At 72.7% G+C, this 15,579-nt stretch carries 12 protein-coding genes; 11 read left to right on the forward strand and 1 reads right to left on the reverse strand.

Annotated elements, in window-relative coordinates; genetic code table 11:
• Positions 1–479: 479 nt before the first annotated feature.
• Positions 480–1,595 (reverse strand): acyltransferase family protein, encoded by a 1,116-nt coding sequence (locus KG102_RS03110; protein WP_208209932.1) that lies wholly within the window; start codon positions 1,593–1,595, stop codon positions 480–482.
• Between the two features lie 248 nt (positions 1,596–1,843).
• Between KG102_RS03110 and mfd the strand changes: the two genes are divergently transcribed.
• From mfd to KG102_RS03165, 11 genes are all read left to right on the forward strand, one after another.
• Positions 1,844–5,518 (forward strand): transcription-repair coupling factor, encoded by a 3,675-nt coding sequence (gene mfd, locus KG102_RS03115; protein ID WP_208209931.1) that lies wholly within the window; start codon positions 1,844–1,846, stop codon positions 5,516–5,518.
• 121 nt (positions 5,519–5,639) lie between these two features.
• On the forward strand, positions 5,640–6,182 hold the full coding sequence (locus tag KG102_RS03120; protein WP_208290509.1) for a hypothetical protein: 543 nt from the start codon (positions 5,640–5,642) through the stop codon (positions 6,180–6,182).
• Positions 6,179–6,820, forward strand: a complete 642-nt coding sequence (locus KG102_RS03125; RefSeq protein WP_249667449.1) for a MazG family protein — start codon at positions 6,179–6,181, stop codon at positions 6,818–6,820. Before KG102_RS03120 ends, KG102_RS03125 begins: the two co-directional genes overlap by 4 nt.
• A gap of 144 nt (positions 6,821–6,964) precedes the next feature.
• Positions 6,965–8,521 (forward strand): Re/Si-specific NAD(P)(+) transhydrogenase subunit alpha, encoded by a 1,557-nt coding sequence (locus KG102_RS03130; protein ID WP_208290508.1) that lies wholly within the window; start codon positions 6,965–6,967, stop codon positions 8,519–8,521.
• A gap of 4 nt (positions 8,522–8,525) precedes the next feature.
• Positions 8,526–9,908 (forward strand): Re/Si-specific NAD(P)(+) transhydrogenase subunit beta, encoded by a 1,383-nt coding sequence (pntB, locus tag KG102_RS03135; RefSeq protein WP_208290507.1) that lies wholly within the window; start codon positions 8,526–8,528, stop codon positions 9,906–9,908.
• Between the two features lie 96 nt (positions 9,909–10,004).
• Positions 10,005–11,285, forward strand: coding sequence for a phosphopyruvate hydratase (eno, locus tag KG102_RS03140; RefSeq protein WP_208209927.1), 1,281 nt, complete (start codon positions 10,005–10,007; stop codon positions 11,283–11,285).
• A gap of 416 nt (positions 11,286–11,701) precedes the next feature.
• Positions 11,702–12,151 (forward strand): FtsB family cell division protein, encoded by a 450-nt coding sequence (locus tag KG102_RS18710; protein ID WP_249667451.1) that lies wholly within the window; start codon positions 11,702–11,704, stop codon positions 12,149–12,151.
• A 25-nt stretch (positions 12,152–12,176) separates the two neighbouring features.
• The gene (locus KG102_RS03150) at positions 12,177–12,677 is read left to right on the forward strand and encodes a DUF501 domain-containing protein (RefSeq protein WP_208209925.1); all 501 of its coding nucleotides are present in this window, start codon (positions 12,177–12,179) and stop codon (positions 12,675–12,677) included.
• A gap of 146 nt (positions 12,678–12,823) precedes the next feature.
• A complete protein-coding gene (locus tag KG102_RS03155) occupies positions 12,824–13,777 on the forward strand; it encodes a Ppx/GppA phosphatase family protein (RefSeq protein WP_307802860.1) in 954 nt (317 codons plus the stop codon).
• A 294-nt stretch (positions 13,778–14,071) separates the two neighbouring features.
• Positions 14,072–14,401, forward strand: coding sequence for a PadR family transcriptional regulator (locus KG102_RS03160; RefSeq protein ID WP_055917522.1), 330 nt, complete (start codon positions 14,072–14,074; stop codon positions 14,399–14,401).
• Positions 14,398–15,519 (forward strand): hypothetical protein, encoded by a 1,122-nt coding sequence (locus KG102_RS03165; RefSeq protein WP_208290504.1) that lies wholly within the window; start codon positions 14,398–14,400, stop codon positions 15,517–15,519. The genes KG102_RS03160 and KG102_RS03165 overlap by 4 nt, the downstream gene beginning before the upstream one ends.
• Positions 15,520–15,579 lie beyond the last annotated feature (60 nt).

Genomic DNA, 15,579 nt, shown 5'->3' on the forward strand with positions numbered 1-15,579 from the left:
CCTGGTTGTCGCATTCGGCATTGGTTGTCGGGGAGTTTTGCACACTGTGGGGTGAGTTCTGCGGGCCAACCGTCACTCGTTCGGCCGAACTACGGCTGCCGACCCGGCGGACGGGTACCCGGTCGGGTTCCCCGGGCTCGCCGGGCGCCGCGCCGGGTCGCCGTGTCACCCGCCGGGTACGGGTGCGCGCCGGGTGGCGCGCTCCGGCGCGAGGGCGGCAGCGGCCGTCGTCGCGGGGTCGCGGCGTCGACGCAGGTCAGCCTGGCGGTCACGGCGGGGAGCCGGGCGGGGGCGTCGCGCGGCTGCGTTTTCGGTTGCCGGACGCACCTCTGCACGCGGCGCGGGCCCCGTCGCAACCGGCCGCCGCGGGCGTCGAGCAGTGCCGTCGGGGTGGGCGGCGGATCGCACCTCTACCAAATGTGAGGTAGGTCACATGTCCAGGGTGTGGATCGTCCGGTGGCCCAGTCCCAGGCCCCGACTCACGCGACCGGTGCCGGCCGCGCGGCGTCTGGCACGTCCGCCTCGGCGGGCTCGTCGGCCCGCAGGTCCGCCGCCGGCTCCGGCGCGCGGCTGTGGACCACGCGGTGCTCGTTGTGCCGCAGCGTCCGCGTGAGGGGGCGCTCGACCAGCTGGTAGATCACCGCGGCCGTCCCGATCGAGACGAGGACGGACAGCACGGCGGCCACCCGGTTGTCGATCAGGCCCGCGCGGGCGAGAGCCACGGGCACTAGCGGGGCGATCAGCGGGTGGAACAGGTAGATGGAGTACGAGGCGTCGCCCAGGAAGAGCGCCTGTGGCACTAGCACCCGGTGCAGGAACGGCTCCGCCGCGATCACGCACATGACCAGCGCCGAGACGCTGACCATCCGCAGGGGGGAGTGGCTGCCCCAGCTGAACCCGCCGGGGACCACGGCGATCAGCAGCGAGAGGCCGACCAGGCCGAGCGCGACCCGGCCGGCCCACGGGCGCCAGCGCACCGACATCACGAGCTTGCCGAACGTCATTCCGATCACGAAGTACAGGACGATCGGGTTGAAGTGGTACTCCCACACCGGCCAGGTCGGCGGACGGAGGTAGCCCCCCACCGCGAAGACCGCCAGCACGGCGCTGGAGAACAGGTAGGGACTCACCCGCAACGCCAGACCGATGGTGAACACGAGGTAGAAGAGCATCTCGAACAGCAGGGTCCAGCCGACTCCGAGCAGCACGCCCGTGTCACCGTCCGGGCTGCGCGTCGGGAGGAAGAAGTACGAGGTGAGGACCCGCTCGGGGGACAGCGCCGCGTTGACCGCGGCCGCGGGCAGGATCAGGAGCGTCGCGATCTTGACGGTGGTCGCGATCCAGTACATGGGCGCGATCCGGATGATGCGGCGGTACCCGAAGCGTGCCGCGCCCAGGGGGTCGCGGCTGAAGCTCGGCGAGCTCACCATCATCACGAAGCCGGAGATGACGAAGAAGATGTCGACCCCGACCGCGCCGAACCAGAAGTACCCGCCCGAGGTGTCGAGCCGCTGCGAGGCGTACCAGGTGCTGTGCGTGATGACGACGAGGAGGGCCGCACCGAACCGGAGGGCCTGGACGCCGTCGAAGCGCATGAGTGCAATCCCCCCTCTATCGGTCCAAAGCGGTCAGGCCACCAGGGTCGCAGCCGCGGCGAGGGAGGCACACCGGCCGCGAGGGTGAAGATTGCGTGAGGCCGGCTCGACGGGGCACGGCCCGGTGGCGGCGGCGGTCCGGCGCGGGCCCGCGGATGTCCGACGGGCCTCGTAGAATCCTGGTACACCCCGCCTCCCTCGTGGATCCGGGGCGTTCGCGCTGCGTTCGTCGAACTTCGAAGGACCTCATGGACCTGACCGGCCTCCTGCCCGCCCTGCTCGCCGACCCCGCCGCAGCCACCGCCGTCGAGTCCGTCCGCCTGCGCGGTGAGCTCGACGTCGTCGGCCCCGCGGGCGTACGACCGCCGCTGCTCGCGGCCATGGCGTCGGGGCGTCCGCTCGTCGTGGTGACCGCGACCGGCCGGGACGCCGACGAGCTGGCCGCGGCGGTGCGCTGCTACCTGCCGCACGACGACGTCGCGGTGCTGCCGTCCTGGGAGACGCTGCCGCACGAGCGGCTCTCCCCGCGCAGCGACACCGTCGCCCGGCGGCTGGCCGTGTTCCGGCGGCTGGCCCACCCGGAGACCGAGGGGCACGCCGGTCCCGTCCGCGTGCTCGTGATGCCGGTCCGCGCGCTGCTCCAGCCGGTGGTCGACGGCCTGGGCGAGCTCGAGCCCGTCGCCATCTCCACGGGGGACCGGGTGGACCTGGCCGACCTGGCGGAGCGGCTCGTCGGCGCCGCGTACACGCGCGTGGACATGGTCGAGAAGCGCGGGGAGTTCGCGGTGCGCGGCGGGATCCTCGACGTGTTCCCGCCCACCGAGGACCACCCGCTGCGCGTCGAGCTGTGGGGTGAGGACGTCGAGGAGATCCGCTGGTTCTCCGTCGCCGACCAGCGCAGCCTCGAGGTGGCCGACCACGGGGTGTGGGCGCCGCCGTGCCGGGAGATCCTGCTCACGGACGCCGTGCGCGCCCGGGCCGCGGAGCTGGTGCCGCAGCTGCCCGGGGCCGTCGACATGCTGGACAAGCTGGCGAACGGCATCGCGGTCGAGGGCATGGAGTCGCTCGCGCCCGCGCTGGTCGACCACATGGTCCCCGTGCTCGACCTGGTGCCGGACGACAGCCTGCTCGTGCTGGTCGACCCCGAGCGCGTCCGGCGCCGGGCGCACGACCTCGTCGCCACCACGCACGAGTTCCTGGAGGCGGCGTGGACCTCCGCCGCTGCGGGAGCGGCGACGCCGCTGGACCTGTCCGCCGCGTCGTTCGCGTCGTTCGCCGAGATCCGCGGACTCGCGGCCGTCCGGGGACTCGGCTGGTGGACGCTGTCGCCGTTCTCGTTGGACGTCGACGCGGCGGAGGCGGCCAAGCCGGACGACTTCTACGAGGGTTCCACGGGCAGCGGGCACACCGCGGCCCGCAACCTCGCGCCCATCGAGAGCCGCATGGCCGACGACCTGGCCGCGACGACGCAGACGCTCGTGATCGCCGCGCGCGACGTCGAGCGCTACCGCGGCGAGGTCGCCCGCGCGGTGGCCGACGTCCGCGTGCTGCAGCAGGCCGGCTGGCGGCTGGTGCTGGCCACCGAGGGGCACGGTCCTGCGCAGCGGATGGTCGAGCAGCTTCGGGCGGCCGACGTCCCGGCGCGGCTGGTGGGGCAGATCATCGACGCGCCCGAGGGCGGGGTCGTGCTCGTCGTGCCCGCCCCCGTCGGTCCCGGCTTCGTCGCCGAGCCGCTGCACCTGGCCGTGTTCTCGGAGTCGGACCTCACGGGGCGCGCGGGGACCTCGACCCGGGACATGCGCCGGATGCCGAGCCGGCGACGCAACGTCGTCGACCCCCTGCAGCTGCGCCCGAACGACTTCGTGGTGCACGAGCAGCACGGCGTCGGACGGTTCGTGGAGCTGGTGCAGCGGACCATCGGGTCGGGCGCCACCGCCGCCACGCGCGAGTACCTGGTCATCGAGTACGCGTCGAGCAAGCGTGGCCAGCCCGGGGACCGGCTGTACGTGCCCAGCGACCAGCTCGACCAGGTCACCAAGTACGTGGGCGGGGAGGCGCCGGCGCTGTCGAAGATGGGCGGCGGCGACTGGGCGAAGACCAAGGGCCGGGCCAAGAAGGCGGTCAAGGAGATCGCCGCCGAGCTCATCCGGCTCTACTCGGCGCGCATGGCGACGGCCGGCCACGCGTTCAGCCCGGACACGCCCTGGCAGCGCGAGCTCGAGGACGCGTTCGCGTACGTCGAGACGCCCGACCAGGCGGCCACCATCGACGAGGTCAAGGCCGACATGGAGAAGCCGATCCCGATGGACCGGCTGGTCTGCGGCGACGTCGGCTACGGCAAGACCGAGATCGCGGTCCGGGCGGCGTTCAAGGCGGTGCAGGACGGCAAGCAGGTGGCGATCCTGGTGCCGACGACGCTGCTGGTGCAGCAGCACCTCGACACCTTCAGCGAGCGGTACAGCGCGTTCCCGGTCACCGTGAAGGCGCTGAGCCGGTTCCAGACGCCCAAGGAGTCCAAGGAGGTCGTCGCAGGGCTGGCCGACGGGACGGTCGACGTGGTCATCGGCACGCACCGGCTGATCACCGGCGAGGTGCGGTTCAAGGACCTCGGCCTGGTGGTGATCGACGAGGAGCAGCGGTTCGGCGTCGAGCACAAGGAGACGCTCAAGGCGCTGCGCACCAACGTCGACGTGCTCTCGATGAGCGCGACCCCGATCCCGCGCACCCTGGAGATGGCGGTCACCGGCATCCGGGAGATGTCGACGCTGGCCACCCCGCCCGAGGAGCGCCACCCGGTGCTCACGTTCGTCGGGCCCTTCGACGAGAAGCAGATCAGCGCCGCCATCCGCCGCGAGCTGCTGCGCGAGGGCCAGGTCTTCTACGTGCACAACAAGGTCGACTCGATCGAGAAGACCGCGTCGCGGTTGATGGAGCTGGTGCCCGAGGCCCGGGTCGCGGTGGCCCACGGCAAGATGAACGAGCACCAGCTCGAGCAGGTCATCGTCGACTTCTGGGAGAAGCGGTTCGACGTCCTGGTCTGCACGACGATCGTCGAGACCGGCCTGGACATCTCCAACGCGAACACCCTCATCCTCGAGCGGGCGGACCTGCTGGGCCTCTCGCAGCTGCACCAGCTGCGCGGCCGCGTGGGCCGTGGCCGTGAGCGCGCGTACTCCTACTTCCTGTACCCGCCGGAGAAGCCCCTCACCGAGACGGCGCACGACCGGCTGCAGACGATCGCGGCGAACACCGACCTCGGTGCGGGCATGGCGGTCGCGATGAAGGACCTGGAGATCCGCGGCGCCGGGAACCTGCTCGGCGGCGAGCAGTCCGGGCACATCGAGGGCGTCGGGTTCGACCTCTACATCCGGATGGTCGGCGAGGCGGTGGCCAACTTCCGCGGCGAGGTCACCGAGGAGCTGCCGGACGTCACCATCGAGCTCCCCGTCGACGCGCACATCCCGCACGACTACATCGCGCACGAGCGCCTGCGGCTCGAGGCGTACCGCAAGATCGCCGCGGCGGCGGACCCCGCAGCGCTGGGCGAGGTCCGCGCCGAGCTGGTGGACCGGTACGGCGCCGTCCCGCCGGCGGTGGACAACCTGTTCGAGGTGGCCGAGTTCCGCCTGCACGTGCGGTCCGCGGGTCTGTCCGACGTCACGGCGCAGGGCAAGTTCATCCGCTTCGCCCCGGTCGAGCTGCCGGAGTCCGCGCAGCTGCGCCTGAAGCGGCTGTACCCGGGCTCGGTGCTCAAGCCGGCCACGCGCACGGTCCTGGTTCCGTGGCCGATGACCGCACGGATCGGCGGCAAGCCGGTCCAGGGCCGCGAGGTCATGCTCTGGGCGCGCCAGTTCATCGACGCCGTCGTGCGGGGCGACGTGGCCGCTGCGGCCGCCGCGGGCACGGTGCGGACCGCGCGGTAGCGCCGGACCGCGGACGGGGGTACCCCGGCTCGGGGCCTACGATGACCCCGATCGGCGAGCGACGACGCAGGAGGTCCTGGTGGTGCAGTGGCGTAGGGGTGTGCGGGCAGCGGGTGTGCTCGTGGCACTCACGACGACGGCGGGTCTCGCGGGGTGCGCGGGCCAGCCCGGCGCGGCCGCGGTGGTCGACGGCACGGCGATCCCGACGGCCGACGTGGGCGTCGCCCTGACCGAGCTCATGCCGTACTTCGAGGGCGTGACCACGACGAACGTGCTGGCCGTGCTGGTCCAGGAGCCGACGGTCGTCGAGCTGGCCGAGGAGAACGGGGTCGGGGTCTCCGACCAGGACGCGCACGACCTGCTCGACCAGGTGGTCGAGCAGAAGGTGGCCGGGCTCACGGCCACGTTCAGCGAGCCGTCGGTCGCGGTCGCCCGCTACTCGATCGCCTTCACCAACCTGCAGGGCCTGCCCGAGGCGGCCGAGGTCGGCGAGGAGATCGAGAGCCGGCTGCAGGCCCTCGACGTCGAGATCAACCCGCGCTTCGGGTCGATCGAGGACGGCAACCAGGTGGTCGCTCCCGTCCCGGTGCCCTGGCTGGTCGGACCGCAGGCACCCGCGCCGTCCGACGAGGCCACCCCGGAGCCGGCGCCCTCCGCACCGTGACGCCGCAGGGTCCGCCGCCCGGCGACGACTCCGTGCGCGCCCTCGTGCGCGTGATGGACCGGTTGCGCTCGCCGGGCGGCTGCCCCTGGGACGCCCAGCAGACCCACGAGTCGCTGGTGCCGTACGCGCTCGAGGAGGCCTACGAGCTCGCCGAGGCGATCGAGACGGGCGACCGGCCAGGTCTGCGCGAGGAGCTGGGCGACCTGCTCCTGCAGGTGGTGTTCCACGCGCGGATCGCCACCGAGCACCCGACCGACCCCTTCGACCTGGACGACGTGGCCGCCGACCTCGTCGCCAAGCTCGTGCGCCGGCACCCGCACGTGTTCGAGGACGCCCGCGTGGAGGGCGACGTGCACGTCCAGTGGGACCGGCTGAAGAACGCGGAGAAGCAGCGCGCCTCGGCGCTGGACGGCGTCCCGCTCGCCCTGGGTGCGCTCGCCCGGGCGCAGAAGATCGCCGCGCGGGCGGGCCGCGCCGGGCTGTCGGCCGTGCCCGCGGGCGACGGGCTGGGGGAGCGGCTGCTCGCCCTGGTCCTGGAGGCCGAGGCGGCCGGAGTCGACGCCGAAGGTGCGCTGCGGCGCAGCGCGGCCGCGTGGGAGCAGGACCTTCGGGCCGGGGAGAGCTCCGCCGGGTCCTGATAGGCAGTTCGGCCGGACATCCGTCCAGCAGAAGGAAAGCGCTTGCCGCACGGGAGTGGGGCCCCGTAACGTGCCCGTGGCCACCATGATGAGCCCGACACGTCCGGCGGCTGCCCTGCCCCGACCACTCGGAGGACCGCACCGATGCGCATCGGCATCCCCACGGAGACCCGCGCCGGCGAACGGCTCGTCGCCGCGACGCCCAGAACGGTCGCCCAGCTGGTCGGTCTCGGCTACGACGTCGTCGTGCAGCGGGGCGCCGGTGACGCCGCGATGTTCCGTGCGGAGGCGTACGAGGCGGCGGGCGCCGCCGTGGGGACCGCGGCCGACGTGTGGTCGAGCGACATCGTCACCAAGGTCAACGCCCCGACGGACAGCGAGGTCGCCGCGCTACGCCCGGGCGCCACGCTCGTCGCGATGCTCGCCCCCGCAGCCAGCCCGGCGCTGGTCGAGGACCTGCACGCCAGGGGAGTCACCGCGCTCGCGCTGGACGCCGTGCCGCGCATCTCCCGCGCCCAGGCGCTCGACGTGCTGAGCACCATGTCGAACGTCGCCGGCTACCGGGCGGTCGTGGAGGCCGCCGAGGTGTACGGCGGCATGTTCACCGGGCAGGTCACCGCGGCGGGCAAGACCGCGCCGGCCCGCGTCTTCGTCATCGGCGCCGGGGTCGCGGGCCTGGCGGCGATCGGCGCCGCCGGCGCGATGGGCGCCCGGGTGCGCGCCTTCGACGTCCGGCCCGAGGTCGGCGAGCAGATCGAGTCGATGGGCGCGACGTTCGTGCAGGCGGCCGCCGCCCAGCAGGAGGTCAGCGCCGACGGGTACGCGAGCGCGCTGACCGCCGAGCAGGAGCGGCTCGTGCAGGCGATGTACACCGCCGAGACGGCCGACGCGGACATCGTCATCACCACGGCCCTGGTGCGGGGTCACGCACCGACCACGATCACCGCCGCGATGGTCGCGGGCATGCGGCCGGGCAGCGTGATCGTCGACCTGGCCGCGTCCGGCGGGGGCAACTGCGAGCTCACGGTGCCCGGCTCGACGATCGTCACGGAGAACGGCGTCACGGTCGTCGGCTACACCGACCTGGCCAGCCGGATGCCGCAGCACACGTCGCAGCTGTTCGGCACCAACATCGTGCACCTCCTGCAGCTGCTGACTCCCGGGAACGACGGCGAGCTGGTGCTCGACCTCGACGACCCCGTGCAGCGCGGCATGGTGGTGACGCGCGAGGGCGAGGTGCTGTGGCCACCGCCGCCCGTGCCCGTCTCCGCGGCGCCGGCTGCGGTCCCCGCCGGACCGACCGCGAAGGAGCTGGCGACGGCGGCGGCAACCGCGCAGCGGGACCGCGAGCGGCGACGGCAGCGCCGGTCGGTCCTGCTGGCCCTCCTGGCCGTCCTGGTGCTGCTCGCCATCTCGTTCGCACCCACCGCGTTCCTCGGGCACTTCACGGTCTTCGTGCTGGCGGTGATCGTCGGCTACTACGTGATCTCGAACGTCAGCCACTCCCTGCACACGCCCCTGATGGCCCAGACCAACGCCATCTCCGGGATCATCCTGGTCGGCGCGCTGCTGCAGATCGGCGACGACAGCTGGTTGGTGACCCTGCTCGCGGTCGTCGCCGCGGCCGTCGCCGGCATCAACGTCTTCGGCGGCTTCCTCGTCGCGAACCGCATGATCCGCATGTTCCGGAAGGACGCCTGACGCCGTGCTCACCTCCCTGGCCCAGGCCGTCTACATCGCCGCCGCCGTGCTGTTCATCCTCAGCCTCGCGGGGCTGTCCAAGCAGGAGTCCGCCCGTCGCGGCAACCTCGCCGGCATGGCGGGCATGGCCCTGGCGCTCGTCGCGACCGTCGCGCTCGCCCTCCAGCGCTCGGAGCGTCCGGTCGAGGTCACCGCGGCGCTGATCCTCGTCGTGTTCCTCGTCGGTGCCACCGTCGGTACGTGGCAGGCGCGTCGCGTCGAGATGACGCAGATGCCCGAGCTCATCGCGATCCTGCACTCGTTCGTCGGCCTCGCCGCCGTCCTCGTGGGGTACAACTCGTTCCTCACCGAGCCGTCCGACGCGGCGCACCTGGTGGAGGTCTTCCTCGGCGTGCTCATCGGCGCCGTGACGTTCACCGGGTCGGTCGTCGCCTACCTCAAGCTGTCCACGCGGATCGCGTCGGCACCCCTGATGCTTCCCGGCCGCAACTACCTGAACCTCGGCATGGTCGTGGCCTGCGCGGCGCTGCTGGCCTGGTTCCTGGACACCGGCGGCGTCCTGCCGCTGCTGGCGATGACGGTGGTCGCGCTCGCCCTCGGCTGGCACCTGGTCGCCTCGATCGGCGGCGGCGACATGCCCGTCGTGGTCTCGATGCTCAACTCCTACTCCGGGTGGGCGGCCGCGGCGGCCGGCTTCATGCTCAGCAACGACCTGCTCATCGTCACCGGTGCGCTCGTCGGGTCCTCCGGTGCGATCCTCAGCTACCTCATGTGCAAGGCCATGAACCGGTCGTTCGTGAGCGTCATCCTCGGCGGGTACGGCACCGCGGGCGGCACGGTCGTCGCGTCGGACACCGAGCTGGGCGAGTACCACGAGATCCTGCCGCCCGAGGCGGCCGAGCTGCTGCTCGACGCCCGCCGGGTCGTCATCACGCCCGGGTACGGCATGGCCGTCGCCAAGGCGCAGTACCCCGTCGCCGAGCTCGTCGCCAAGCTGCGCGCGCGGGGCATCGAGGTCCGCTTCGGGGTGCACCCCGTCGCCGGCCGGCTGCCGGGGCACATGAACGTGCTGCTCGCCGAGGCGAAGGTGCCGTACGACATCGTGCTCGAGATGGACGAGATCAACGGCGACCTGGCGGACACCGACGTCGTGCTGGTGATCGGCGCCAACGACACGGTGAACCCGGCGGCGCTCGACGACCCGTCCTCACCCATCGCCGGGATGCCGGTCCTGGAGGTGTGGAACGCGGCCCGCGTCATCGTGTTCAAGCGGTCGATGGCCACGGGCTACGCGGGCGTGCAGAACCCGCTCTTCTTCCGGGAGAACACCTCGATGCTCTTCGGCGACGCCAAGGACCAGGTCGAGCGGATCACGGCCGCGCTCTGAGGTCGGGGCGTCCCACCAGTCGAAGGGCCTACGGCGGGCGCCCGACGACGCCAGTAGGGTGAGGTGGTAAACCCACCCGCTTCAGAAGGAGCACCCATGGCCAGCATCGAGGCCGTCGGCGCCCGCGAGATCTTGGACTCGCGCGGCAACCCCACTGTCGAGGTCGAGGTCGCTCTCGACGACGGCACCATCGCCCGCGCCGCCGTCCCCTCGGGTGCCTCGACCGGCGCGTTCGAGGCCGTCGAGCGCCGCGACGGCGACGCCGCCCGCTACCTGGGCAAGGGCGTCGAGGACGCCGTCGCGGCCGTCATCGACGAGATCGCCCCGGAGCTCATCGGCTTCGAGGCCACCGAGCAGCGCCTGGTCGACGCCGCGCTGATCGACCTGGACGGCACGGCGAACAAGGGCAAGCTCGGCGCCAACGCCATCCTCGGCGTCTCGCTCGCCGTGGCCAAGGCTGCCGCCGACTCGTCCGACCTGCCGCTCTTCCGCTACCTCGGCGGCCCGAACGCGCACGTCCTGCCCGTCCCGATGATGAACATCCTCAACGGTGGGTCGCACGCCGACTCCAACGTCGACATCCAGGAGTTCATGGTCGCGCCCATCGGTGCGTCCACGTACCGCGAGGCGCTGCGCACCGGCGTCGAGGTCTACCACTCGCTGAAGTCCGTGCTGAAGAGCAAGGGTCTGTCGACGGGTCTCGGCGACGAGGGCGGCTTCGCCCCCAGCCTGGGCAGCAACCGCGAGGCGCTCGACCTCATCCTCATCGCCATCGAGAAGGCCGGCTTCACGCCGGGCGTCGACCTGGGCCTCGCGCTCGACGTCGCCGCGACCGAGTTCTTCAAGGACGGCGCCTACCAGTTCGAGGGCAAGTCGCTCTCGAACGAGGAGATGTCGGCCTACTACGAGCAGCTGGTGAAGGACTACCCGCTCGTCTCCATCGAGGACCCGCTGTCCGAGGACGAGTGGGAGGGCTGGTCCCACCTGGTCGCCACCATCGGCGACAAGGTCCAGATCGTCGGCGACGACCTGTTCGTCACCAACCCCGAGCGCCTGCGCAAGGGCATCGAGCTCAAGGCCGCCAACTCGCTGCTGGTCAAGCTCAACCAGATCGGCACGCTGACGGAGACGTTCGACGCCGTCGAGCTCGCCCAGCGCAGCGGCTTCACCACGATGACCTCCCACCGCTCCGGCGAGACCGAGGACACCACGATCGCCGACCTGTCGGTGGCCACGAACGCCGGCCAGATCAAGACCGGTGCGCCCGCCCGTGGCGAGCGCATCAACAAGTACAACCAGCTGCTGCGCATCGAGGAGGAGCTGGACGACGCCGCGCGCTACGCCGGTCGCTCCGCCTTCCCGCGGTTCACGGCCTGACGTACTGCACTCGAAGGCCGGTCGCCCCGCAGGGGGTGGCCGGCCTTCGGCGCGTCAGGGGGTCGACGGCTCGTGGGTGATCACCGTCCGCCGCGCCACGGGGAGCGACGTCCGCGCCCAGCGGTGCCCCCCGGGGCAGAATCGACGCCATGTCCGCCCCCCGCCGTCCGGCGTCCCCGAGCGCCCCGGGCCGACGCCCGTCGGCACCGCGGCCCGGCGCCTCGACCCCCGCGGCGAACGTGCCGCGCGGGAACACAGGCGGACGGTCGGCGCCTCGTTCGGGCGCCACTCCACGCGTCGGCGCCACGCCGTCCTCGTCGCCCCGCCCGTCCTCGTCGCGACCGGCGGCCTCCCGCCCCGCCACCCGCGGGGCCGCCACGCCGCCCCGCGGGAACCCGCGTGCGGAGCGCGTCCAGGTGCGGGTGCCGCGGCTGTTCACCGTGCGTGCGCTGGTGTTCTCCTGCGTGCTGCTCCTGGCGTTCGTGCTGGTGTACCCGACGTTGCGGTCGTACCTGCAGCACCGCGCCGAGGTGGACGAGCTGCGGGTGCAGGTGGAGGCCGCGCGGCAGCGCAACGCCGACCTGGCCGACGACGTGCTGCGCTGGGAGGACGAGGCGTTCGTGCGGGCGCAGGCGCGTGAGCGGCTCTCGTTCGTGATGCCGGGGGAGAAGGCGTTCCGGGTGGTCGACCCGGAGATCGTGCCCGACACGGCGCCCACCGCCCCGGGCCCGGCCTCCGCGCTCGACGCCGGTTCGATGCTGCCCTGGTACGCGACGGTCTGGGAGTCGGTGGAGGAGGCGGGTAAGGCCCCGGCGCCGGGCGACAATGGGACGACTGAGCCGCCCACGCCGCCCGCGGGTGGCTGACTCCCCCGCGCGAACGGACCGACCTGTGTCTCCCTCTTTCGATGCCGTGTCCGAGCAGGACATCGCCGTGCTGGCCGAGCAGCTGGGCCGCCCCCCGCGAGGCGTCGTCGGGATCGCCGCGCGCTGCGTCTGCGGGCGACCGCTCGTCGTGCGCACCGCCCCGCGCCTGGACGACGGCACCCCGTTCCCCACCACGTACTACCTGACGTGCCCGCCCGCGGTGGCCGCGGTGAGCACGCTCGAGGCCGGTGGCCTGATGAAGGAGCTGACGGCGCGGCTTGCCGAGGACGAGGAGCTCGCCGCCGCCTACCGCCGCGCGCACGAGGCCTACCTGGCGGACCGAGAGGCCCTCGGGCACGTCGAGGAGATCGCGGGCATCTCCGCCGGGGGCATGCCGACGCGCGTCAAGTGCCTGCACGTCCTGGTCGGCCACGCCCTCGCGGCGGGCCCGGGCGTCAACCCGATCGGCGACGAGGCCCTGGCCCTCATCCGCGACGAGTGGCGCCCGGACCGCTGCACCTGCTGACCTCGTTGCGTCCGAGCAGATGTGGCCTATGACCGGCATCTGCTCGGACGTTCTGCGTGGTGACCTCGTTGCGTCCGAGCAGATGTGGCCCAGGACCCGCATCTGCTCGGACGCTGCGGGGGAGCGTCGGTGGGAGGATGGGCGGCGTGACTCGTGTGGCTGCCATCGACTGCGGGACCAACTCGATCCGACTCCTCGTCGCGGACGTGGATCCCGACGCCGGGACCCTGGTGGACCTGGACCGGCGGATGGAGGTCGTCCGCCTGGGCCAAGGCGTCGACCGGACCGGCCGCATCGCCCCGGAGGCGCTGGTGCGCACGCTCGACGCCGCCCGCCGGTACAACGACATCTGCACGGGCCTCGGGGTCGAGGCGATCCGGTTCGTCGCCACGTCGGCGTCGCGTGACGCGGAGAACCGCGCCGACTTCGTGTCCGGCGTGCACGACGCGCTCGGCGTCGAGCCCGAGGTCGTCGCCGGGCACGAGGAGGCCGAGCTGTCTTTCCGCGGCGCGACGGGCGTGCTCGGCGCCCGGCACCCGGGACCGTTCCTCGTCGTGGACCTGGGTGGCGGCTCCACCGAGCTGGTGCTCGGCACGACGGCTCCGGAGGCCGCGTTCTCCATGGACATCGGCTGCGTGCGGATGACCGAGCGCCACCTGCGCAGCGACCCGCCGACCGCCGTCGAGATCGCCGCCGCGCACGCCGACGTCGCCGCCGCGCTCGACACCGCATCGGCCGTCGTGCCGCTGGGCAAGACCGTGACCCTCGTCGGCCTGGCCGGGACGGTCACGACGGTGACCGCGCACGGTCTCGGGCTGCCGGCCTACGACCCCGCCGCCATCGACGGCTCGGTGCTGCCGGTCGACGTGGTGCTCGCCGCGTGCGACGACCTGCTGACCCGCACGCGCGAGGACCGTGCCGCGCTGGGCTTCATGCACCCCGGCCGCGTCGACGTCGTCGGCGCCGGGGCCCTGGTCTGGGCGGACGTCATCCGGCGGGTGCGCGACGACGTCGCCGCCGCCGGCGGTCGGCTGACCGAGGTGGTCACCTCGGAGCACGACATCCTCGACGGCATCGCCTGGAGCATCGCCACCCGCTGACCTCCACCCCGGACGTCCGAGCAGAAGTGGGCTATAGCCGCCATCTGCTCGGACGTTGCCGTGGGGGTACGCGGGGCGTCCGAGTAGAAGTGGGCTATAGCCGCCATCTGCTCGGACGTTGCGGGTTTGAGGGGGCGCGACACGCCCTGGCGCGTTGTGGACAGTAGTGCGCAATGTGTAATAGCGTCTCGCCTGCGGGAGCCGGAGGGGGCTCCCGCGCCAGCACGCCGGCTCGGTGCCGTCGGTCGCCCACCCGGGCGGCCGGCGGCACCGGGACGCGGAACCGGAGGACGCATGGACACCACACAGCTGCTCAAGGGTGTGCTCGACCTGGCAGTGCTCGCCGTGGTCTCCGACGAGGACGGCTACGGCTACGACGTCGTCCGCCGGCTGCGCGCCGCGGGCATCGAGGAGGTCGGGGACGCCTCGGTGTACGGCACGCTGCGGCGCCTGTACTCGTCGGGAGCCCTGACGTCCTACGTGGTGCCCAGCGACGAGGGACCGCACCGCAAGTACTACGGCATCAACGCGCAGGGCCGGGCGATGCTCGAGGCCCAGCGCAAGGACTGGCAGGAGTTCGCAGGCACGATGGGCCGCCTGCTCAAGACGGAGGTCGTGCGATGAGCGTGCTGGACACCACCGAGGTTCTCGACGTCGCCGGCTACGCAGCCGCCGTGCGGCGCAGCCTGGTCGACCTCGGTCCGGAGCTGGTCGACGACCTCACCGACGACCTCGAGGCCGACCTGGCGGAGGCGCTGGGCGACGAGCGCCACGTCGCGCACGGCCGCGGCGTGCTGGAGCAGTTCGGGCCGCCCGAGGAGTACGCCGCGGAGCTGCGCGCAGCGGCGGGGCTCGCGCCGGCGGAGTCCCGGCGGCGCGTGCGGCTGTTCAGGGACCCGGTGGAGGACGGCCGGCGGCTGGGGCACTGGGCGTTGCGACGACTGCGCGCGCAGACGTGGTGGGCGCCGGTCGAGGCCTTCCTGATCGCGCTGCGACCGGTCTGGTGGCTGCTGCGCGGGTGGGTCGGGTTCTCGGTGCTGAACTACGTGCTGGGCGGGGCGCGGATCGAGTTCATCCCCCGCGAGCCCGTGCTGCTGCTGGTGCTGGCGCTGTGCATCGTGGTCAGCGTCCAGTGGGGGCGCGGTGCGTGGCTGCAGTCGCGCTCGGTCTCCTGGGTGGGTGTGCTCGGGAACGCGACGGCGGTGGTCCTGCTGCTCCCCGTCCTCGCGACGGTCCAGGACCAGACCAGCCATCGCGACGCGGTCTACGACTCCTACGTCGCGGGGGCGTTCCACGGTGGCGTCCCGACGACCGTCGTCGAGGAGAAGCCGATGGACGGGGTCGTCGTGGACGGCATGGTGGTGAGCAACCTGTTCGTCTACGACGCCGAGGGCAACCCCCTCAGCGACGTGCAGGTCTACGACGACCGGGGACGACCGGTCCGCACCACGTTCGACAACGGCTTGGAGCAGTACTGGTTCCCCGAGGCCACGGAGCCGTGGTCGTTCGTCAGTCGGGTGGACTCCGACGGCCGCGCGCGGTGGAACGTCTACCCGCTGCAGGGTGCGCCGACGTCCGAGTTCACCTACGACGACGACGGGATGCGGGTGCTCCCCACCGGGACCAGCCCGGCGACGCCCCCGTGGCCGTTCGCCAAGGCGCCGGCGCTCGAGGCCTCGGCCGACGCCGAGATCGCGGCGGAGGGCGCGACCCCGTCGCCGACACCGACGACCGCTCCCTGAGGCACCCCGGGAGCGCAGTGTGCGCATGATCACCGGGATCTGGGTGCACGCAGGCCTGCC

The sequence above is a fragment of the Cellulomonas fengjieae genome, from assembly GCF_018388465.1.
Taxonomy (GTDB): Bacteria; Actinomycetota; Actinomycetes; order Actinomycetales; family Cellulomonadaceae; genus Cellulomonas; species Cellulomonas fengjieae.

What these genes read in the sequence shown, in the direction of transcription:
- eno (WP_208209927.1), top strand. Translation starts at nt 10,005, where the DNA reads ATGGCCAGCATCGAGGCCGTCGGCGCCCGCGAGATCTTGGACTCGCGC.
- KG102_RS03165 (WP_208290504.1), top strand. Translation starts at nt 14,398, where the DNA reads ATGAGCGTGCTGGACACCACCGAGGTTCTCGACGTCGCCGGCTACGCA.
- KG102_RS03110 (WP_208209932.1), bottom strand. Translation starts at nt 1,595, where the DNA reads ATGCGCTTCGACGGCGTCCAGGCCCTCCGGTTCGGTGCGGCCCTCCTC.
- KG102_RS03160 (WP_055917522.1), top strand. Translation starts at nt 14,072, where the DNA reads ATGGACACCACACAGCTGCTCAAGGGTGTGCTCGACCTGGCAGTGCTC.
- KG102_RS03130 (WP_208290508.1), top strand. Translation starts at nt 6,965, where the DNA reads ATGCGCATCGGCATCCCCACGGAGACCCGCGCCGGCGAACGGCTCGTC.
- mfd (WP_208209931.1), top strand. Translation starts at nt 1,844, where the DNA reads ATGGACCTGACCGGCCTCCTGCCCGCCCTGCTCGCCGACCCCGCCGCA.